Source organism: Paenibacillus sp. FSL L8-0436, from assembly GCF_038593025.1.
Lineage (GTDB): Bacteria > Bacillota > Bacilli > Paenibacillales > Paenibacillaceae > Paenibacillus_AQ.
Window position 1 is genome coordinate 7,085,655 of sequence record NZ_CP151955.1, and the last position, 20,520, is coordinate 7,106,174.

The window sequence follows — 20,520 nt, forward strand, 5'->3', positions numbered from 1 at the left end:
AAAAAGCGTCCCCGACAATCCAGGAGCGCTTATCTGATCCTCAGTTATATATGATTTGAGCTGTCTTCCATGATGGTCCACCATATGCGTGTTTCTTCACATCCCATTGCATCGTGACTTCCAGACTTTGATCATGCGAAGTATTCCCTGGGCTACTGCCTTTAGAGAATAGATGCTGTTCAATCCAGCGTATGCTCTCTTCTGGCACAATCGGCTTCTCATAGTGACGCTCATGGAAGATATGATCAAAGAACGCTATCCTAATTTTTGTTGCAATGTGTTCAATTCTATTTTGAACACCTGGAGGACTGTAGGAAGTAATGATGATTGTAACTAACTTGCCCTCTTTTAAATCTTCTTCCTGCCCGACTCTCATTTCTACGTCACAATCATAGACTGTGACTTCCCCTGCATCATTTGGAACCAAGTGGCCCGTTAGATAAGGCCATTTGAAACGATAGATTCCTGAATGCAATATTACTTCTGTTTTCATAGTAACACGCTCCCTCTTCATTAGTTTGATTACCTTACTCTTATAGTATAAATGGATCGCAATTATTCGAGTAGTGAAGCCGGAATCATGGTTCCACTTGCTTAAAACCAAACAACAGTTGCAACCAGGAAACAAAAAAAGTTGCAACCGATTTATCTATTCGCCACATCCGAAGATCAGTGGGCGGTGTTATTCAATTTTTTCACCAACTGACTGACTCGCCCCTGGGATATACCCAGCATCTCGGCCCACTTTTTTCGTGGTGCATCCGGGTACTGTTCCATGACCTTAGCCAGCCGGAGGAGTGTTTCCTTGCTTCGTGTCCATTTTGGTTTAATCGCTATTTCTTTTTCAGTGTTTACTTCCTCCAACGCAGCGGCCACTTCTGGATCGAATGCCGCTCCCCCTTCAGGCAATTTCTCGTTTCCGGAAACCTGTTCTAAACATGAACCACAGATGAAATAATCCTTAAAATAAGACAGCCCTTCCGTGGAAGAGCAAAACATGCACTCCAGGGTTCGATATTTCCTCAATGTCAGACGTTCATTTGCATCATCTACAAAATATTCAAACGGATCGCCAATATCAATCCCAAGTGTGCGCCGCAATTCCATCGGTAATAGAATACGACCCAAAGCATCCACCTTACGTACCATTCCGGTATTTCTATCTTTCCTCATAACAACTCCCTCTCCATTTTTTCCTTATTATACCATATGAAATATTTCACCTCATTCGGCCCTTAGTCATTTTTTTAATCGACCATACTTTAAATGTTCGTGTTTTAAACAAAAACAAGCCCGCTGCAGGAGCTGGCCATGAGTCTAAATTGTCTTAAAAACCGAACATTATAGTTCCCATCCTAAAAGTTTATGTAATTCGCTTGGATCAAATTGATTCCGATCTCGTTTTAACAGTTCTACAATAGCAGCCGCTTCACTTGCCATTCCTCCATGACCATACCGTCCGGTCGGTAAGGACGCGCAAGCTCGCGTTCAATCCATTCTTTCCGACCGGAGCGAATATTCACACCTATATACTGTAAATCCATGCACTACACTTCCCTTCATGTAAAAATCAATTTTCCTCGTACTCTCTTATAATTTTGTAAAAAGTGTTCTTCTTCAGCTCTAGCTTCTTCATGAATTCTACAGCCGATAGCTCATTATTCTTCCAGCCTTTATAGTTTGCATCCAGGATGCCCCTCTGCCCTTGTGTAAGAGTGTTCAGATTCATTTGCGGCCGTCCCAGGTGCTTCCCTTTTTTCTTGGCTTCAGCAATCCCTTCAGCCTGCGCCTGTTTGATCCCCTTACGTTCTTCTTCAGCCAACCAACTCAGGATCTGAAGTACCAGATCCATAATGAACTGCCCGATCCCCTCCAACTCTTGATATTTGCGCGTATCAAGAATGGGAATGTCGATTACCACAACATGAATTTTCGCATCGATCAGCCATTGCCACTCTTTCAAAATCTCCTGCTTATTCCGGCCAAAGCGATTGATAGACTTCACGAATAACGTGTCACCTTCTCGCAGCACACGCTTTAGAAGCTGATACTCTGAACGCTGAAAATCTTTTCCGCTTGCCTTATCAATAAACATGTACTCGTCTGGAATCCCCTGTTCTCGTAGCGCTGAAATCTGACGATCCTCATTTTGGTCTTTTGTAGATACCCTAGCATAGCCGAATTCTCTTGAAAATGTCCTCATAAAACCCTCCAACCGTTTATAAGTTTTCATCAATACCTTTAGGGACTGTTTTTCGGGCTTTATTTGGCAGTTTGCAAAGATATACCTTTACGGCCATTGGTAATTTCTAAAATTCATAATATTACGTTCCAAGATTCCATCCTCATGCCGACATCTAGGAGTGGGCCAACTGCAACGCTGGCTGCCACGACAGGATGTTAGCTGAAAATATTTTTATCAATGCACAGTGGGAATCCTTCAGCTCACCTGGCAACCGTGAGTTGGGTAACAATACGCCGAGCAGCAGGATGGTGCTTCAGCTTGCACATCCGGAGTCCCCACATGCCACCTTATGATCTGTGAGGATACAAAAAAAGTACAAAACTATTGACATCATGAATTACTATTTAAATTGTAGTGTATTGGACGATGGGACTAATGTCAGACAATACATAGTAAAAATTTAGGTCATAACTGAAAATAATGCTCTATAAATGAGCGCTTTCTATATTATATTTTTTTGAATTTTTTTTAATATTAGGAAGGCTTTAATATTCTCATTCTCGAATTAGACAGAGTGAATACGGATTAATGGGAGGGTAAACCGTCGAGGAAATGGTGTGGATATCCAAAGTGCGATCATAGAAATGTGTATCCATAGATTGGGAAACAGGTCTCAACCTCTGTTCCCGCCTACACTTTTCTCCAAACCACTAGTCATCTCAACATGATACCTCTATCTTTTAAGAATGTCGATGTAGGAATCTTAAGAAAACAAAAGCAAATGAAAGAAAATATTAATTTATAGTGGGAGTGTGATTTTTTTGAAGAAAAGTCTTCGACCTGTTGTGTACGGTATCCTGATTATTATACTTGCTATATTAATTATTAATTTTTTTAATTCCACGGAGATAAAGAATCGTATGTTCCCTAATACAACGTTTAAAAAAGAAGTTATTGAGAAGATTGAAAATAAGGAAATCTCTTCTTTGTTGTTAATGGAATGGACTGGAAGTGAGGATATAGTTACCTTAAAAAATAGGGCGGATATAGATTATATTCTGGATTCTTTAGCTCCTTTAAAATTTAAAAAAGTGAGTAAACTTCCCGATACTTCTAAAGAAACTTATTATATTATCATTAAGGATCAAGGAAAAAATTTATTCTCAGTTAGTCTATATGGTTCAGAGTATATGATAATTACTGATTTTATAAAAAGCTCTATTCAACAATATGAAATAGCAAATGATATTGATCTTAATGAAATTAAGAATTTCTTGGAAAGCGAAAAATAAATTATGCTAATTCACTTGAATAAATTATGAGCTGATAATGAAACTAAAACAGTTAACCTCTTTAACTGGACCCTTTATTAAAGACACTTTTATAAATAGAATGCTATTTGTATAGCACAGATTCGAGTGGTTATTTAACCAGATCAAAAGTTGATGTCCCTGGAGGCACACTTGTAACTTTCTCTAACCTGGACACTAACAAGTTCTACTTCATTGCATTTGGAGTGGAAGCTCTGGGTAAAGGATATGAAGGTGACATCACTGTTTACCATCACAATAAGGCGGCTCCCTTCAGCGAGGAGCCGCCTTGTTATTTCTGCAGAGACTCTTTCACTTACTATTTAATCTACTCCATGATCTAGCGGTACCATCACGCCGCCACTTGAAGAATTTTTAGAGAATTAACCAGTAAAGTTCCCGGATGCGCATACTCCCCCAAAGGTGCTTGCAGCAACAATTGTTCCTCCCGATGCAACAGAAGAAAATATTTCTGATGTGTACTGGATCTGGCGTGCGTTTACTTGAGCTGCAATAGGGAAATCGAATGTACTCAATCCTATGCATTCAACCTCCCCAGATACAACAGATGTAAAGGTTGTTGTGAAAATGATTGTCCCATTTTTGCGAATATTAATAGTGATCGTCGTGCCTACACTATCAGCCTTACACTCGCATAACCACTTAAAAAACTCTCGTAAGACTTTGATTTGCTGCATCACCGCAGCCAGTCGATATCGTTACACCAGCCTACAACTTTATTTTCTCAATCGAAGAATTTGAATCCAGGTTGCACGCGCTAAATCGCCTTGATCCTGAGAATGAGGGTTACCAGATCTTTCGATGCTTTTGCAAGATTTGAATATGTGCTTCTCAAAAAAAATCCAATCGCTATGAAAAACGCGATTGGATTTTTCTTAATAAAGAACTCACTAGTCTTCACGGCTAACAAGTCTCATAGTTCTCAGCCAATCTCCTCCAAAGCTGAAAGTGGGACATAGCCTGATTTTCCATAAAAATAACTTTCAACTGGCACCCACGTGACTCCGTTCACAACGACATAATCATGACCGCCTACCAACTCGGCACTTTTATTATCAGGATCATTAGAAGGATATAAAGATATGACATATGCTCCATTAGGGGTTGCTCTCATATTGGTTGCAGTTTTGACTCTCCAGACTGTACTCATAATATGAACTCCACCTTGGGCGACTGTGATACTAGAACCTACAGCATTTTGAGTATCAGGTCTAGCACTATCTGCAAATGCCCCAGATACCGGAAGTGCCAATGCAGCAACTAAAGAAACAGCAATCAATTTTTTAAACATTTTCACGTCTCCTTTTAATAGTCTAAAATATTTTTTGACTATCCTTCTTAAATATGTAAATAAGAGGATATACATAATATAACAAATAATTACACAAAAAGGTAGTCCGAATTTTACGTTCTTGAGACACGTCAAGAAAAAAAGATAGTGATAGTATTATTCAACTCTTTAAAGGACGTGCCTTCACAATAACAATTACTCATATGCAAACCAAGAGTTATTAATGATACCTGTAAGTAAAATTTCAACTGATGAGTGCCTACCCAGTTTCAGGATGGTTAGAGAAATAATCAACCGTAGTTTTTTTATATTTCGAGTAACTTTTTGTGTTTTTTCTCGTCTATTAATGTAAATACTGTATAATTTGGGAGGTTTTTCGACAATGAGATTAGTGTTATTTTCTTTTTCTGTTCTATATTACAATGTTCTGCTCTTTTCTGGTAAGGAATCTGCAGGCAGATTCAGCAGGCGATGTTGACTTTTCAAGATAAATTTAGCCCGAGGGGAAAGGCTAAACTGAGCTGTTTTTCGGACAGCCTGAACACTTTTAATAATGTAAACAATAATACAGGGTTTGCAGATGTTTTTCCAATTATATCCTTTTTCTCGTTTTATTTTTCAACCGCTAATTATGGGTTTGAGCCGTTATATAAGTCATTAATTTTAAACCGAGGTGTAAAATGAAAAAATCAGTACTATTGTTTTTATTTAGCGCATTAATACTACTGTTAATGCCAGTTCAGTCTCATGCAGCAACAACTCAAACAAAAATTATTTTAGATGGCCAGGAACTAAATCTACCTAATGAAGCTGAAGTCGTAACAGTTCGCAATAATATTATGATTCCCATTCGAGTGGTAGCTGAGAATTTAAAGTTTAACGTGAATTGGGATAAAAAAACACAGAATGTAAATATTCAACAATTATCTAAAGCAATCACATTAACTGTTGGAAAGCAAGAGGCGTCCGTGGGAAACAGTACGGTTTCACTCAATATGGCCCCACAAATAATTAAAAATACCGTTGTAGTTCCAATTCGGTTTGTTAGTGAAGAAATGGGTTTGACGGTAGTCTGGAATAACAAAGAAAAGACAGTTACTCTAGCAAGCCCTACTTTTCCACCATCGTCTCCCGACAACGGTAGTCAGAATGACGAATTAGCAAGCCTTACTTCTCTACCATCGTCTCCTGCTAACGGTAGTCAGAATGACGAATTAGCAAGCCCTACTTCTCCACCATCGTCTCCAGTCAACGGTAGTCAGAATGACGCGACAATTAACCTTGTTCACGAAATAAATTATGCAAACAATCAACTCGTCGTCTCTTTAGACCATGAGGTTACTCCAGTGATTACTACACTCAAAAATCCCGACCGTATTGTAGTGGATTTCCCATTTACGGATTTCGGTAATATGAGTCAACCCGTGCCAGATGGATCCATGGGAAAGTTGAGTACTGGTGATATTCCGAATCTTACTGATGTGCGCTATTCTCTTTTCAAGAATGATCCAGCCCAAGTTCGAATAGTTATTGAATTAAACAATGTAAGTTCGGTTAATTATTATCAACAATACATCGCCGGCAAATTCATCCTTGATCTGAATATTGTAAACGCCTCAAAACCAGCACCCCCGATTACTGGTTCTGGCAAAAGAATTGTAGTTATTGATCCAGGCCATGGAGGAAGTGATCCAGGTACAACAAGCATTACAAACAAACATGAGAAACAGTTTAACCTTGCTTTAGCCCTTAAAGTTCAGGCAATCTTGTTACAAGAGCCTGAAATAGAAGTGGTCATGACTCGCGAAACAGATATTTATCCTACACGTTCAGAACGGGTTAAATTAGCTAACGATCTAAATGCTGATGTGTTTGTATCCATACATGGAAACAGCGTACCCTCTTCCCCACAGATAACGGGAACCGAGACGTACTACTACCAGCGTGCAAGTAGTAAGGAACTTGCAAACATCGTTCATAAGCATTTGGTCGAAGCAATGGGACTATATGATCGTGGTGTAAAAAACGGCAGCTTACAAGTCATTCGGGAAACAAAGATGCCCGCAATCCTTCTCGAAGTGGGTTTTTTAAGTAATAAGTCTGATGAAGAAGCTATGATGTCAGAGAGTGTTCAAACCCAGGCGGCTCAAGCCATCGTAGATGGGATAAAAGAGTATCTGAAGCTATAAGACAGCAGAAAACTAGAGGATGTGCTTCTATGAAAAAGGGAATTTATCTTGTCATCTTAGTATGTGCAATTAGTTTATTAGTCGTAGGTTGTGGAAACAAGCACACTTCTTCAGGGCCGGTGCAAGGTTCTAATCCTGAAAGTACTGCACAGCCAACGGAAGCTAATCAGGAAGAGGAGAACAAGCAAACTCAAGAAATTCAGGTTTACTACGTTGATACTCAACTAACTAAACTAGAGAAGAGTACGAAGGAAATTACTTTTAAAGATAACTCTGATAAATACAGTAAGACGTTTGTAGCTCTCGAGAGTAACGATCAAACCCAGTTGGTCTCCTTGTGGAACAAGATTGATTTACTGTCAACAAAATTTGAGCAAGGAATGTTGACATTAGATGTGCATATTCCGGATGAAGCAAGATTAGGTGCTGGAGGAGAGCTTCTAGCCTTAGATGCACTTAGCGAAACATTTTTTCAGTTTGAGGAAGTCCAAAGCATCGATTTGCTTGTCGATGGAGAATCACCTGAAAGTCTAATGGGCCATGCAGAATTGGATCACCCAATAAACCGTGAATAAATCTTCTCTTGAAGAATAGCCAAATTTTTGAGGAAATTAAGGAATCTTCCTTGAATTTATTGAAAATATTTTGAGCAATTTGTAGTAATCTTTTGGAATGTCATATTGGCCTATGGATTCTATTGAATCAGAATGTTTCGTTTCCTTAGGCTCGACCTTCATCAGTTTCTTTAGGTTACAATGCTGCACGTGGATGATCCATTTCGATTCAACGGGGTATACACATTTGTAGTAACTAGTGCCCCATCAGACAACCTTGATCTTATTTTGCTCGCGTAGAATAATGGCCTTACGTTTATTCTTGTTTCGCCAGCGAAGATACGCTTGAATGGCCAACCCTAAATCTTGGTGTTTGGCAAAATCACTACCTTCGAGGACGAATTTTCGTAGGGGCCTAAAATGACATTCGATTCGGTTAAGCCACGATGCGTACGTTGGAGTATAGACTAATTCTACATTGTTCGCTGCGGCCCATTCCTTCACTTTGTTGTGCACATGCGGAGAAAAATTGTCCAGAATGATGTACAAGCGTTCCGACCGATGAAACCGGCGCCGAAGCACATGGAAGAAACGAAGAATATCCTGATGCTTCTTCGTTGTTGAAGCATGGCCGTAGAGTTGGTCTGTTTTCAAATCCAATGCCGCAAGCAGAAGCTTTACTCCATGCGGACGGTTGTAGGTTGCCCGCAGCCGTACCGGTCTGCGTTGTTGAAACCAACCTTTCCCGCGGTAAGATTGAAGAGAAGGCGGGCCAAATTCATCCATACAAATTACACGCCCGCCCGTTGGTGGGTTCTGGTAGAGGTCTTCGATTCATTTTTTTAGACTCAAAGTCCGGATCGTTTGAATCCTTCCACGATTTTGTGTTTTGGTACGTAATCTTGGCTTCGCCTAGAATGACCCGGAGCGTTTCAATGGAGATGGAAGAGACGATCTTGCGTTCCTCCACGGCTTGTTTCAATTTAGAGAGCGACCAATTGGTGAACGGATAGCCGGCCACTTTGGGAGGGATTTGGGCAAGTTCAATGATCTCACTGCGTTCTTCTGGAGTGAAGGTGGGCGGACGTCCCCCGCAGTATTTCGGTTTAAGGGAAGGCAACCCTTCCTGATTAAACCGATGAATCGTGTGCCTAATATGCTCGCCTAAGATATGATAAAGCCGACTGATTTCCGGTACTTTCATTTTTTGGGCAGAAGCCAGAATAAGCAGAGCTCGCCGAACCTGAACGGGGTCGGCACCTTTTCGTGCAATTCGCTTGAGTCGGTTGCCTTCTTCCTGAGTCAAGTCACGAACAAAAATAGTCATACCGCTCACCTCGAGAAGTTGGATTTACGTACAATTACCCGTTTTCCCAACTATGATCTCTGAAGGGGCACTAGGTAAGGCATAGTTTTTAATCAAGGTCAGCAATTGGGTTGCCCCCAATTACTGACCTTTTATAATTACTTTTTAATTCGAATGTCATCTCTTTCCCCTTTGCTTGCAGCGATTCGTGTGACAAGCAAAAGGGGAGAGTAGATTTGTCTGCCTTCAATAAGTGGTACAAATGATCAACCTCTAAAAGCTTAGAGGAAACAAATGGCCAAGCCTTATGGGAAACTAGACTTGGTCATTTGTTATTTCCATATAAGTCCAAATACTTTGCAGTTTGTATCAGTTTCGCATCACGGATACCTTCCTTGTATTGATTGTAGATTACCTTTCGTTTATACTTTGGGATGAATACGATATGGGATTTGCACACCATTTGGTGCGTGCCATACTTTCTCTGGCTTGTGCCACAAAATCACTATAGCAAGTGGTTTTTTATTTCCCACGCTTCGCGTACTCAACGGGCTGAAGCCCACGAATAAAAGCGTCTGCGGCAAATATGCAGGCGCTCATGCTTTAATCTTCACCTTCTATGCCCTCATAAACCTCCGTTAAATAGTGCTGTGCAGCAAAAACAGTAAAGTCTATATTGGACTCGGTAGGGAACCCCGAACGCTCCAAAGCCTGTTTAAAAGCGTCTGAGTTGAAACTTACGGGTTCATCGATGTATTTCTGTTTGACCTCCAGCAAAGCCCACTTTTTTGGAAACGTAATAATTCCGTTGAACGCTTGAACAGCAATATAATTGTCATGATCGGCAGTAATGCGAACTTCCGGATAATGCTCTTTATGAGCTTGGACATATTGGTATACATCCTCGGCTGTTTCTACCAAATCAGGTGAAAGATACTTCCCCCCACGCTCTATAAATCTATATGCCTTGAACATCCATTCTCCCCCTCATAAGCACCCATGCCAGAAAATTGAATCGTCTGTGTTTAAATATATAGAGTCTGTTTCTATGGAACTGCGTCCGGCCCTAACCTCAAATATCTTACTGATGCCCTTGATCATCTCATAAACCTGACCTACAGTCTTGCCCTCGTATCCAGGTGCGGATCCCTTACCCGTACAATGATCTTTTCATTTAGCACATTCCTATCCCCCAACAAACGGCAACGGATTTACCTTTCTACCGTTGATAATGATCTCGAAATGTAGATGGTTTCCGGTGCTAGTGCCTGTTGATCCGCATCCTCCAATCACAGTTCCCGCAGATACTTGATCCCCTACCTGGGCATTGATCGAAGACAAATGGGCATAGGTGGTCACATACCCGCCCCCATGATCCACACGCACATACTGGCCGTAACCTTTACTTGGATTACTTGGATTACTTGCATCTTGCCAGCCGGCCATAATAACCTTACCAGCTTTAGATGATGGTATCGGCTGACCCAGAGAACAGGCAAAGTCTACGCCTTCATGGGGTTTACCTACTTCGCCAGTAACCGGATGTGTACGTGGGCCAAATCCGGACGTAACCTGACCGTTGACCGGACGACTAAACCCAGCCTTACCCGGCTGTGGAATCGTAATCGCATCGTACCCTTCCGTCACGTAAAGCGTAGCGTATTTCATGACTTCGGAAATGTATTCCTGGCTGTGGTTGTATTGGTACAACGCAGCTTCAACGTTACCTGACGCTGCGTCGTTCTTCCCCAGGTAATTTGCTGCGGAAAAGACTGCATCCTCTAAATCCCACATATCCGCTTTACCATCACCATTCGCATCTACGCCATAGCCGCCATATTGGGAGATTACGGCCAAACTGATCTTTTCCTCAGTGCTGAAATCTCCCTTTCCTGCACCACTACAGGAGCTATGCCCCCATCCGATAAAAGTACAAGGCATGAACTGCATATGACCTTCTGCTCCAACGGATGAAATCATAGGATCTAACGTAGAGAACCGGGTTTCAATGCGGTGGACCGCAGCTAACAGATTCCAAGGGACTCCATATTTCTGTGCGGCAGCTTGGTAGATTGGAATATACTCCGCTGGAATCTCAGATTCCCCGAGCTGAGAAATAGTCCCGCTCCCCCATCCACCGCCCCCGTAGTTCCCCTCTGAATCCGAGCTGCTGCTGAACATCATGACCATAATCATAAGTACAAACAGCGCACCCAAAAAGAATCGGAATCAGTTCCTATACCGTAGGCTCCCTCTGGCTTATCAAAAGTGAAGATAGGAAATAATAGCAGCATGGCCACGCTAATTCCTCCATAGCACACCACACCCAGCCAAACCACTACCCGAAAAAGCAAGCGGGGTTTGGTTGCTTCACTGCTCCTTGAAAGCCTCCGGCTTTCCTTGCACCTGTAATCCGTCTCCATAGCAAGACAATTAACGATGAAACAATCAATACATACGCTGGGATTAGCGGCCATCGCAAGCCTTCAAGCAGCCAATGAATTACAAACAAAGCACCCGATACAGTAACAGCTGCCCATAGCATAGGCCGTGACTTTTTGGTGCCAAGCAGCAACCCTATAAGCAGCATTACATTAAATACGATAAATATTGCCTCAAATAATCTCATCTCCTGAACCCCCCCTTAAATATTTCTGTGGCTTGAATCTGCCGTAGACAAACAATAAAACCTCCTGTAACAGGAGGTTCAAGAGTTAATATGAAAAAAGACAATTTCCTGAGGGGCTTTGTACCAGGAAGAGGCAATTAGGAACTTCACTTTTACAATCAATTGACAAAAATTCGGATATTAGATATATTTAATTTCGTAATATTATATTTTGCAAAATATAATTTGGATAACTACTAATTAAAATGGAATGGAGGAGATTGTGATGATGATTTTGAGTACGATACTCGTAGCACTGGTTGCGCTTGAGCATGTATATATTTTAGTTTTGGAAATGTTTATGTGGACTACTCCAAGAGCGCAGAAGGCGTTTGGAACCAGCAAGCAGTTTGCGCAGGATACAAAGTCACTAGCCGCTAACCAAGGACTGTATAATGGCTTCCTGGCCGCTGGTTTATTATGGGGATTGCTTCATCCGAATGAAACGACCGGATTTCAGCTTCAGCTATTTTTTCTGATCTGTGTCGGTGTTGCAGCGATTTATGGCAGCGTCACTGCCAAGAAGTCGATTTTATGGGTTCAGGGCCTTCCGGCCTTTGTGGCTATTCTGGCTGTTCTTGTGGCGAATCTGTAGGTCAATTTCCCCATAGTGAGCCATCCTTTGTGGATGGCTCTTTTTGTCCCCTCTTACAGAACATTAACCGGCATCAGACTTAAGCGCACTAAAGTCCAAATTCTTAAGCCGTTCTGTTTCAATAAATATCATCAAATTGTCGCCATCATGCCAACACCATTCAAGATCATCATCGGAGGCAATGGTTAACAGAGAGATCCACCCCGCTCCAGGCGATGGATCATATGCCAGTGTACAATGAGAAGGATAACCTAGAAGGTAGTCTGAGCTTTTATGCAAAGAATCTCGTATTTCCGTGTATATGTCGTTCTCTTCTTCCCCGAAAGGCCAGTCCTTCACCTGGTATTCGTCATAAGGAATATCCATCGCCGGGATAAATTCAATCACAATAGTCTTGCCATTATCGGAATCGGGCGGCGATATCTCCTCCAGATCTATGGATTCAGGAATATATATAGCATGAACATATCCGTCCTCAAAAGCCTCCAGGCAACCCTCACCCTCGGGATCATCCGCTACAAAAAGACTTAGGAGTCCTGTAGATGGCAAGTCTGCTCCAGTTAATGAGATTTCCGCAAAATTGATTTGGCCCAGGAATCGATATGGATTGCCCGCATATGTAGGCCATTCGCTACCGGCTGGTAAATCAGGCGCTCCTCCAAAACGGCTACAGCCCAATCGTGGTTCAACATCGTTATTCTTAAGTATATCCATTGCCGGTCTCACAACTTGGCGTAGATACTCTTTATGGCGTGCTATCCCTGACTGTTCTATCGTCTCTAAAAAGTCGTTGTTATTCATTTGTATCTCCTTCTCCTTGAAAAACTTTACGATTTCAAGCAGCAAGTTTTGTTTAATATGTTCTCTGCATAGATTATAAAAAAATCTCATGATACCTTATTTCATATAACGACAGAGGAGGTCATAACATGAAGATTACGTTAAGAAGGTATAGATTACTTTCCGATTTCGAAAGAGTCTCTCAGTTCATGAGATTAAACTTCAAGAAGTATCAGTTGGGTGGTAATGTCCCGCAGCCTTTTTGGGAGTATGCGCATACACACCCTTATTTTAATCATTCTCTAACACATCGATTCGGTATTTGGGAGGAGAACGAAGAAGTTGTAGGTGTAGCTTGCTATGAAATGGACGTTGGCGAATGCTACTTTTCAACCAAAGAAGGATATGATTTTTTAAAACATGAAATGGTTGAATATGCAGAGACAGAACTGTCTAAGAGATCAGCTGACCAATACAGCCTCGATATTAGGGTATACGATTATGAAGAACATCTTATAAAATTGCTTGTTCAAAAAGGATATCACAAGGTATACAGTGAGCCAATCCGAGTTTACAATTACGTTTCGGGTTTTTCCACGCGCACATTACCCGAGGGATTCACTTTCATAACTTTAGAAAATGAAAATGACCTGCGTAAAATTAACGATGTATTGTGGCGGGGATTCAACCATGGAGACGAGCCTGACGATGACCTTGATTCCAGATTGCTCATGCAGAGTGGTCCACATTTCAGAAAGGACCTTACCGCAATAATAAAAGCCCCCAATGGAGAGTACGCCTGTTTTGCCGGAATGTGGGTTGATGGTGTGAACGATTTTGCATATCTTGAACCCCTTGCTACAGATCCGCGATATCGCAGTTTAGGGCTGGCAACTGTAGCCGTAACCGAGCTAATGAAGCGCACTGAACCATTAGGAGCTACATATTGTTTCGGAGGCGCCCCCGACTTTTATCCCAAAATTGGTTTTGAAACCGCCTGCCACCGGGAAATGTGGTCAAAAGCATGGTAACCAAACGGCAGACAGAAGCGGATATTATCCGACCCTATTCCCGCTTCTGTTTGCCGGAATTAACCGTTAACTTCTCATCTAGACTCACTAAGTCCCTTTACTTCTATTACCTTTTTACTAAACTGATACGCTACAGTAACATTTTCTATAATCGCAGTATCCTGATATGCAAGAGAACCCTCAAACTCCAAAGTATCATTGTCTTTCCACACTATTTTATCTGCATAGCTATAATTCTCATAATCCGTGCGAATCCATGTATCTAATTCTTTTTGTGTACCATATTTGACTCTTGCAGATTCTACTAACTCTGGACTTGTCATTCCCTCTTCAATATTAATAATTTGAACGAATTCACTTTTATTAGAGCATGTCACTATCGCAACTAACTTCTTATTGGGTGAAGGAATAATATCTGTAATATACATAGATGGTGGAGAAAAACTTGAATATTCTTTAAGCACATTGTCTTTTATTCTCCAGAGGACATTTTGACTTCCATAATCCGAATAATTGTTAAATAACGTAAACAATATACTTCCGTCTGCCAACTTAAAAACATAAGGGCTCCGGTAACTTTTTGACAGAATATCTATAGCGAAAGCAGCCGAATCGGCGATTTTTTGATTATCATTTTCTAAAAATGGCTGGAGTTCCTTTAACGCTTTTTCTCTCAGCTTTTGATTATTAAAGCATTCTACTAGCCTATTAATAGCAATATATACATGTTCCTCGTTATCACTTTTTAAAGCGTGCAGAAATTTATCCGCATCATATTGAGTAACAGGCGCTAGCTCCATGTCTTCAGCTCTTAAATAACGTATATAAGGCTCTGCATTTTGATTATTTTTATAATATTCTGTTGCTAATAAAGCTGAAGCGGTTGAACTATAAAGGATAAGGCAGGCAACCAAAACAACCCACTTTCTAGAAATACTTTTTTTCCTTTTCTCTGTTCCACTGTGCCCGGCCGCTTCAATTAAGTTTTCATCAATTAATCCGATTTCTCTATATAACTCTTCACTTTTCATAGGTTAACCCCCTCTTTCTCCAGATGAACTTTAAGTTTATTTCTTAACCTAAATAAAATGGACTTTACTTTACTACCACTCATATTAAATCTCATAGAAAGATCCTTTATTGAATAGGAGTACCAGTACCTCCCAATAAATAAATTTCTTGCTTGCTCATCTAAGGCATATAAAAATTGATTGATTAAATTGGCTATCTCACCTGCTTCATACTCTGTTTCTACAGTATCAGGGGAAGCTAAACATTCTTCTAATTCAGTTAAAATAACTTCAAACTCACGATTACGCTTTTTCGCTGAATTATAACCATGTTTATCAAGCGCAATATTACGTGTGATCCTCCCTAGAAATACAGGGAACTTCCTAGGCATATTAGGGGGTATTGCATTCCATGCTCCTAAGTATGTATCGTTCTCACACTCTTCAACATCCGAATTACTGGAAAGTGTGTTTCTTGCAATCACTCTGCAGTATGCCCCGTATTTATTCTTAGTCTCTATAATGGCTTGCTGCGAACGCTGTAAGTACAGGCGAACTATTCCCTGATCTTCCATCCGGTATTCTCCTTTACAAATCTTATCCCTCTTATCTATATAGTAGAAAGTTCGTAGGATTGGTTGCACTTTTCTCGACTCTTTCCTATTAATTAGAGCGTGTCCTCAAACTGGAAGAGCTCTGGGGAAGCAGGGTTTAGTATTGAATGAAGATAGGGTCCCTAAAAGCACACAGCGAATTCGTTCACTCGGACTCAGGAGACGCTATCGAGAGTAAAACCCCTGTTTATTCTCTTTTGTGGACCCAGATGCACTTATCTGCTCTGGATTCTATCTAAAAACGGTCTTCAGGGAGAAATAACTGCGCTGGAGTCCGTTTCCTTACTGTAACAGGCTAAAAGCCCCAAATAGGTGCAACTCGGTCCGTTTGTGCTCAGAGCCAGGAATACACTTTCCGGACGCACACGCCCTTGTTCAAAAATGTTTTTTTATTATTCCTTATTCTCGTCCAAACAGCAAGAAAGGCCCCTCCCTTTCAGGACGACCTTTTCCTTGAGAGATTGAACCAATGTTCTCTTCGCGCCAAGCCTCTCGATTTCGATATGGATTACTATACTCATGATTCATCTTTGTAAAAATAGTCATCGGTCAAATGCAGTTCCCGCAAACAACCGATAAACTTTTCTCTGTAATTCGGATTGCTTTTATACTCCGGCCATACCGCCTTATAGTAAGGCAGCAACTTCCCGTGCGGAATAATCCCCCAGTATAAAATCGAGTTATTCAGAACCTGCGGGCCGCCCCCCATGAACATCTGTTCAATGATCTGCCAGCTTCCCAGCACCACAATCTCCCAAGATATATCCTGCATAACGCAACGTTTCCGGATCTTGAATCCTGTCGAGCCTTTGCAGGATCACTGGAATAAAATCCGTTAAGTTCACAGTTTTACTGGAAGCATGCAGAATCCTTAAAGCTTGCAGAAAACCCTCATGCCCGCCCGATTGCAACAGCTCCAGAAGATATTTTCTACCCGTGTCAAAAGAGGTTTTACAGATAAGTGATATTGCTGTGGTCTGATTTTTTGGACTTTGCTCTGCAACATTTTTCAAAAAATCAAGGGTTGGCTGGGAAATTTTCTTAAACTTGAACATTCCATCCAGCGCTTTTGCCTGGATTTCTTCGTTTGGAGCGCTCTGATAAATCTGGATCAGCGCATTCTCATCACCCGGCATTCGACTGCCAAACCACCCGTTATCATAATCCAGTATAATTTCATCCAGCCAGCGCTCATACCAGTCCAGAAAGTTGTCTTCATAGACAAAGAAAAAGGGATGATCAGGATAAAAACCGGAGGTGTACACAATTCTCCCCCTGTGTTTCCCTTCAAGCACGAGATACATATCGTATTCGCAGCCTTGGGTGCCTATGCACAACATGCCGCCCAGCACCTTATTACGGGCGTCGTCGTATTCCTCATCGGGGATGTCCTCGTCGTTGGTCAAGGGCTCCGTCAGATGGTTCCATTCCTCTTTGGTCATCCCGGGATGCAGAACAGCTTCTGCAAGGAGTGCCTGGTGCTCGGTATAGGAGGCTGCCTTTTCGACCGAATAAATTCCATAATAGGGCCCGGCGCCTCCGTTGCCGACCTTCGTTAAAAACTGTGCGAAAGGCTCAGGAAGTGTGACCTGATTGTGGGCTTGCCAGTCCGCCAGCTCTTTTGCTGTAAGCTTCCCATTAACCCTGTATTGATGTGAGGATGATCCAAACTCCGAGAAAGCCGTGTCTTTGCGCATGGCTTGATTCAATTTGTTTTTTATTCGATCCAGTTGCGTTTCTTTCTTCCCAAACCACATATTTGAACCCTCCTGTTGACTATAGCCAGACTTTCTTTGTTTGCCACAACAATAGTATGTATATAATTTATATCCGTAAGGTACAACAGTTCCTGTATGCAAGGCAGTTTTAAAAAGGGCCACCCTTCACAGGATGACCCTTTCTTTTGTAGATCAAGCTTCCGCCTGACGGGTGCTCATTTAATCACTCATAATTATACGTTTATACGATATGGGCAACAATCTTTCACTTCAACTTTTACACCGGATAATACCGCTCCTCTCCCAAAATGGTCCCGTTCGCATTCTACCGCCCGCTGCCGTGATGGTTACAGTGCCTTTTGGTGGTACCCTTGATTACTCTTTCTGCATGCCTGGCCAATTCAACTGCCAGGATCATCGCGGAGAATAGTAACCGCTTTCATTTCCTTTCAAACGGAGTTACGCCTTTACTATAATCTTAGTTCAAAAAGAAAGGAGCGGGGTAAGCCCACTCTTCAGGGATAAAATTGTACTGTTCTAACGGATACCAGCCATTACTGTATAGCGCAAAAAAACTCTCAGAAGTCTGTTTAGCACCGTTCCGACCAGAGTGTTACCTACCCTGCTCCTTTGGTCCGCATGATGCTAATACTGGCTCCTGCGAGCTTTTCTTCAAAAAACTTGCCCCTACTTGTAATAAGGTTCACCGTGATTGTCTGTAACGGCAAGTATCTTTTTATGAAGACCGCCATAATGGCGGCCTAAAATTAAATTACGACTTTCTTCTAACCGGGATCCATACTTCGCAAATCGATTCGGTGTGATCATCATTTGCCCAATTGTACTTCTCCAAACATGGTCCTTCAACTTGTTCAAAATTCGAGGACGGGAACCACTCCGAATAAATTCGTTTCCAGACGTTTAGGATTTCTAACCCGATCTCCATGTCGTCTGGAATCGATTCTCGACTATCGAATACCGCGTAGCTTTGATTAGGAATCTGAAGGATGTTCAGCCCATCCGGTACTCCTCTTCCTTCTGGCAACTCGACACCCATCATATAGCTCTTAGTACCATCCTCGCTGAAATCAAAGTAATATCCGTTTAACAGAGAACCTACAGGCCTACCAACAGTCTCGTTAATCTGGTCATGCGTGCCATTCTTCCAAATTACCTCTACGAAAGCCGGTATCTCCGTGAAAGGGTCTTTCTTGATGATGACGACCTTGCCGATTGCTGTTGAAGCCTTTTCATCGACAATACGATAGTTCATTTCTGTTTCTCCTTTAATCTGAATTTGAAAGGAGATTCGAGAAAACGCTTTGAGCTTCACATTCTTTTTCTTTGCCGCAAGTGGTGTTACGCCATGCATCCGTTGAAATGCTTTGGCAAATGCTTCAGGACTCTCGTAACCATATTTCAGCGCAATATCAATGACCCTACTATCCGATCCTGCCAGATCTTCCGCCGCAAGCGTGAGCCTTCGGTTACGCATATACTCGGTCACCGTAAAGCCCGTCAAGGCATGGAATATCCGCTGAAAATGGTACTTCGAAGACATCGCAGACCTTGCGATATCGTCGATCTCAATATTCGATTGCAAATTCTCTTCTACGTAATCAATCGCCTGCCGAAGCAACCGAAGCGTTTCCACTCGCTCTCATCTCCTTTCATTATTCAGTCTAGAAGAACGGCTGAAAGAATTCCTGTTCGAAAGTGCTTCGTTTTGTCTGAAAAACTTGCCCCTACTTATGATAAGGTTCACCGCGATTGTGAAACATCCTTATCTTTTTTTCAAAAAGATCCACCATTGCCGGTCAAAACCGGGAATAAAAATCTCTTCGCACCCCTCAATCCCGTTCAGCCAGCGTCTGGTCAGGGGAATGATATTCTCAAACAAATCTGCCGGGTAGCCCCAGTCAAGGTCCAATTGGAACATATAATGATTCATAGCGATAATGCCATCTGTTCGCAAAAATATCAATAAAGTGCGGATCAAGGTGATAAAAGGCTGCATGGCATGAACTTCGAGTGTATCTGAGGCAACCTCCTGCTGAAGAAGTTTGATCATGGCCGGCAAAGTTTCCATCCAATCCGTATGGATAGTGTCGATTCCAGCCTGTCCGCACAAAATCGCCTGGATGATATCATTGACCGCATGCTGAAAAACGATAAGATCCACTGACCTGGAAGGCAGATGTTGTTCGAGATAAGCTGCATCGTCCTCTATGATTTTCATTTGCAGGGGAAGGCCCCGCGTTTTCTGCAGCAAACTGATGGTGAGGCTTTTATTCATATTCGCTGTTATGTATGTACTGTTCGGATGGGTTCGTGCCATGACCTGGGGAACCATATCTGCATCGCCGGAAGCCACCTCCAATAATGTCAGTTCATCTCCCAACTGCAGTGCTTCAAAAACCTCCGCCCAACGCGCTCTGAAGTAGACCTCATTTACAACGGTAAATTGGGCAATCGGACTTTCCAGCAACAGTTTAAGCTGGTGTTCAACCTCGTTTTGCGGGAGGGAGAGATATTGCTTCAGTTCTTGCTCGCTCAAAAAACGTTGTGCCCGCTCATTTATTAATGGGTAGCATTTGTCTACGTCGTCTAACGGAATCATTTAAGCTTCCCCTTCCTGGCTATACCTATATTTGCTACTATTATATTTATTAATGGATTTTCCAACAATCGGAATTATTAAAGATATATAGGTTAAACTAAAGGTTTTTGGGGACCCCTATCTACTCCATTCCTGCTCTGGGCATAGACGGACCTAGCTGCTCTTATTCGGGGCTTTTTGCCTGTTACAGTAAAGAAACGGACTCCAGCGCAGTTATTTCTCCCTGCTGGCCGTTTTTAGATAGAATGCAGAGCAGATAAGGTCCGCTGGGTCCGCAAAAGAGAATAAACAGGGGTTTTACCCTCCTTAGCGTCTCCTGAGTCCGGTACGAGTAAATCAACCCGCTGCGGGCTTTTAGGAACCCCACTTTCAATACTAAATTCCTGCTTCCCCGGAGTTCTTCCTGTTTGTAGACACGCCCTAGCAAAATTGATTATCCTGCTCTCCAAACACATCGCAGGCAAGTTTAATAAGGCCATCCCTTGCGGGATGGCCTTCACTTTATAAAAATATTTTTACTTTGAATGGATCAAACTTTCAAACATCAATCTCGCAAAAAAGAGTCCCGAAATTTTCCAAGACCTTATCCAACATCATATCAAACGGGGAATTATAAGTCTATACTTTT

General features: G+C 41.9%; 20 protein-coding genes and 2 pseudogenes. 5 read left to right on the forward strand and 17 right to left on the reverse strand.

All coding sequences use genetic code 11. The annotated features are described in order from the left end of the window. Nucleotides 1-40: 40 nt before the first annotated feature. The 4 genes from NSS79_RS32665 to NSS79_RS32680 form a co-directional block, all read right to left on the reverse strand. The gene (locus NSS79_RS32665; RefSeq protein ID WP_342437599.1) at nucleotides 41-493 is read right to left on the reverse strand and encodes a hypothetical protein; all 453 of its coding nucleotides are present in this window, start codon (nucleotides 491-493) and stop codon (nucleotides 41-43) included. Nucleotides 494-669: 176 nt separating this feature from the next. Further along, nucleotides 670-1,173 (reverse strand): AbrB/MazE/SpoVT family DNA-binding domain-containing protein, encoded by a 504-nt coding sequence (locus NSS79_RS32670; RefSeq protein WP_342437600.1) that lies wholly within the window; start codon nucleotides 1,171-1,173, stop codon nucleotides 670-672. Nucleotides 1,174-1,412: 239 nt separating this feature from the next. Then, entirely contained in the window at nucleotides 1,413-1,544 is a 132-nt protein-coding gene (locus NSS79_RS32675) for a hypothetical protein (protein WP_342437601.1), read from the reverse strand. A gap of 26 nt (nucleotides 1,545-1,570) precedes the next feature. Continuing rightward, nucleotides 1,571-2,203 (reverse strand): recombinase family protein, encoded by a 633-nt coding sequence (locus NSS79_RS32680; RefSeq protein WP_342437602.1) that lies wholly within the window; start codon nucleotides 2,201-2,203, stop codon nucleotides 1,571-1,573. Between the two features lie 803 nt (nucleotides 2,204-3,006). Here NSS79_RS32680 and NSS79_RS32685 point away from each other — a divergent pair. Continuing rightward, a complete protein-coding gene (locus NSS79_RS32685) occupies nucleotides 3,007-3,477 on the forward strand; it encodes a hypothetical protein (protein WP_342437603.1) in 471 nt (156 codons plus the stop codon). Between the two features lie 961 nt (nucleotides 3,478-4,438). On the opposite strand, the gene NSS79_RS32690 is transcribed toward NSS79_RS32685, so the two are convergent. Continuing rightward, entirely contained in the window at nucleotides 4,439-4,807 is a 369-nt protein-coding gene (locus tag NSS79_RS32690) for a hypothetical protein (protein ID WP_342437604.1), read from the reverse strand. Between the two features lie 680 nt (nucleotides 4,808-5,487). Here NSS79_RS32690 and NSS79_RS32695 point away from each other — a divergent pair. Together NSS79_RS32695 and NSS79_RS32700 are read left to right on the forward strand one after the other, a co-directional pair. Then, entirely contained in the window at nucleotides 5,488-6,996 is a 1,509-nt protein-coding gene (locus tag NSS79_RS32695) for an N-acetylmuramoyl-L-alanine amidase family protein (protein WP_342437605.1), read from the forward strand. 29 nt (nucleotides 6,997-7,025) lie between these two features. Beyond that, nucleotides 7,026-7,571 carry a GerMN domain-containing protein gene (locus NSS79_RS32700; RefSeq protein ID WP_342437606.1) on the forward strand — a complete coding sequence of 182 codons (546 nt, stop codon included), beginning with the start codon at nucleotides 7,026-7,028 and terminating at the stop codon, nucleotides 7,569-7,571. A gap of 246 nt (nucleotides 7,572-7,817) precedes the next feature. On the opposite strand, the gene NSS79_RS32705 is transcribed toward NSS79_RS32700, so the two are convergent. The 6 genes and pseudogenes from NSS79_RS32705 to NSS79_RS32730 all read right to left on the reverse strand — a co-directional run bounded on the left by NSS79_RS32705 (nucleotide 7,818) and on the right by NSS79_RS32730 (nucleotide 11,485). Further along, nucleotides 7,818-8,336 (reverse strand): transposase, encoded by a 519-nt coding sequence (locus NSS79_RS32705; RefSeq protein WP_342437607.1) that lies wholly within the window; start codon nucleotides 8,334-8,336, stop codon nucleotides 7,818-7,820. Beyond that, nucleotides 8,329-8,877, reverse strand: coding sequence for a helix-turn-helix domain-containing protein (locus tag NSS79_RS32710; protein ID WP_342437608.1), 549 nt, complete (start codon nucleotides 8,875-8,877; stop codon nucleotides 8,329-8,331). The genes NSS79_RS32705 and NSS79_RS32710 overlap by 8 nt, the downstream gene beginning before the upstream one ends. A 358-nt stretch (nucleotides 8,878-9,235) precedes the next feature. Continuing rightward, nucleotides 9,236-9,333: pseudogene (locus tag NSS79_RS32715) on the reverse strand (IS200/IS605 family transposase); the annotation flags it as partial. A gap of 126 nt (nucleotides 9,334-9,459) precedes the next feature. Further along, nucleotides 9,460-9,831, reverse strand: a complete 372-nt coding sequence (locus NSS79_RS32720) for a hypothetical protein (protein ID WP_342437609.1) — start codon at nucleotides 9,829-9,831, stop codon at nucleotides 9,460-9,462. A 210-nt stretch (nucleotides 9,832-10,041) separates the two neighbouring features. Next, nucleotides 10,042-11,052: a peptidoglycan DD-metalloendopeptidase family protein gene (locus NSS79_RS32725; RefSeq protein ID WP_342437610.1), complete on the reverse strand. Its 1,011-nt coding sequence runs from the start codon at nucleotides 11,050-11,052 to the stop codon at nucleotides 10,042-10,044. A 142-nt stretch (nucleotides 11,053-11,194) separates the two neighbouring features. Continuing rightward, nucleotides 11,195-11,485 (reverse strand): hypothetical protein, encoded by a 291-nt coding sequence (locus NSS79_RS32730; protein WP_342437611.1) that lies wholly within the window; start codon nucleotides 11,483-11,485, stop codon nucleotides 11,195-11,197. A 265-nt stretch (nucleotides 11,486-11,750) separates the two neighbouring features. Between NSS79_RS32730 and NSS79_RS32735 the strand changes: the two genes are divergently transcribed. Beyond that, nucleotides 11,751-12,119 carry a DUF1304 domain-containing protein gene (locus tag NSS79_RS32735; protein ID WP_076110940.1) on the forward strand — a complete coding sequence of 123 codons (369 nt, stop codon included), beginning with the start codon at nucleotides 11,751-11,753 and terminating at the stop codon, nucleotides 12,117-12,119. A gap of 63 nt (nucleotides 12,120-12,182) precedes the next feature. Here the strand turns inward: NSS79_RS32735 and NSS79_RS32740 are convergent, their stop codons facing one another. Next, entirely contained in the window at nucleotides 12,183-12,920 is a 738-nt protein-coding gene (locus NSS79_RS32740) for a YwqG family protein (RefSeq protein WP_342437612.1), read from the reverse strand. A 128-nt stretch (nucleotides 12,921-13,048) separates the two neighbouring features. Between NSS79_RS32740 and NSS79_RS32745 the strand changes: the two genes are divergently transcribed. Beyond that, nucleotides 13,049-13,930 (forward strand): GNAT family N-acetyltransferase, encoded by an 882-nt coding sequence (locus NSS79_RS32745; protein WP_342437613.1) that lies wholly within the window; start codon nucleotides 13,049-13,051, stop codon nucleotides 13,928-13,930. A 74-nt stretch (nucleotides 13,931-14,004) separates the two neighbouring features. Here NSS79_RS32745 and NSS79_RS32750 read toward each other — a convergent pair whose 3' ends face one another. The 5 genes and pseudogenes from NSS79_RS32750 to NSS79_RS32770 form a co-directional block, all read right to left on the reverse strand. Continuing rightward, complete coding sequence (locus tag NSS79_RS32750) at nucleotides 14,005-14,961, reverse strand: hypothetical protein (protein ID WP_342437614.1); 957 nt, start codon at nucleotides 14,959-14,961, stop codon at nucleotides 14,005-14,007. Further along, nucleotides 14,958-15,515 carry a sigma-70 family RNA polymerase sigma factor gene (locus tag NSS79_RS32755; protein ID WP_342437615.1) on the reverse strand — a complete coding sequence of 186 codons (558 nt, stop codon included), beginning with the start codon at nucleotides 15,513-15,515 and terminating at the stop codon, nucleotides 14,958-14,960. Before NSS79_RS32755 ends, NSS79_RS32750 begins: the two co-directional genes overlap by 4 nt. 556 nt (nucleotides 15,516-16,071) lie before the next feature. Continuing rightward, nucleotides 16,072-17,311: pseudogene (locus NSS79_RS32760) on the reverse strand (SMI1/KNR4 family protein). Nucleotides 17,312-18,044: 733 nt separating this feature from the next. Next, nucleotides 18,045-18,926: an AraC family transcriptional regulator gene (locus tag NSS79_RS32765; protein ID WP_342437616.1), complete on the reverse strand. Its 882-nt coding sequence runs from the start codon at nucleotides 18,924-18,926 to the stop codon at nucleotides 18,045-18,047. 129 nt (nucleotides 18,927-19,055) lie between these two features. Then, nucleotides 19,056-19,892, reverse strand: a complete 837-nt coding sequence (locus NSS79_RS32770) for a hypothetical protein (protein WP_342437617.1) — start codon at nucleotides 19,890-19,892, stop codon at nucleotides 19,056-19,058. Nucleotides 19,893-20,520 lie beyond the last annotated feature (628 nt).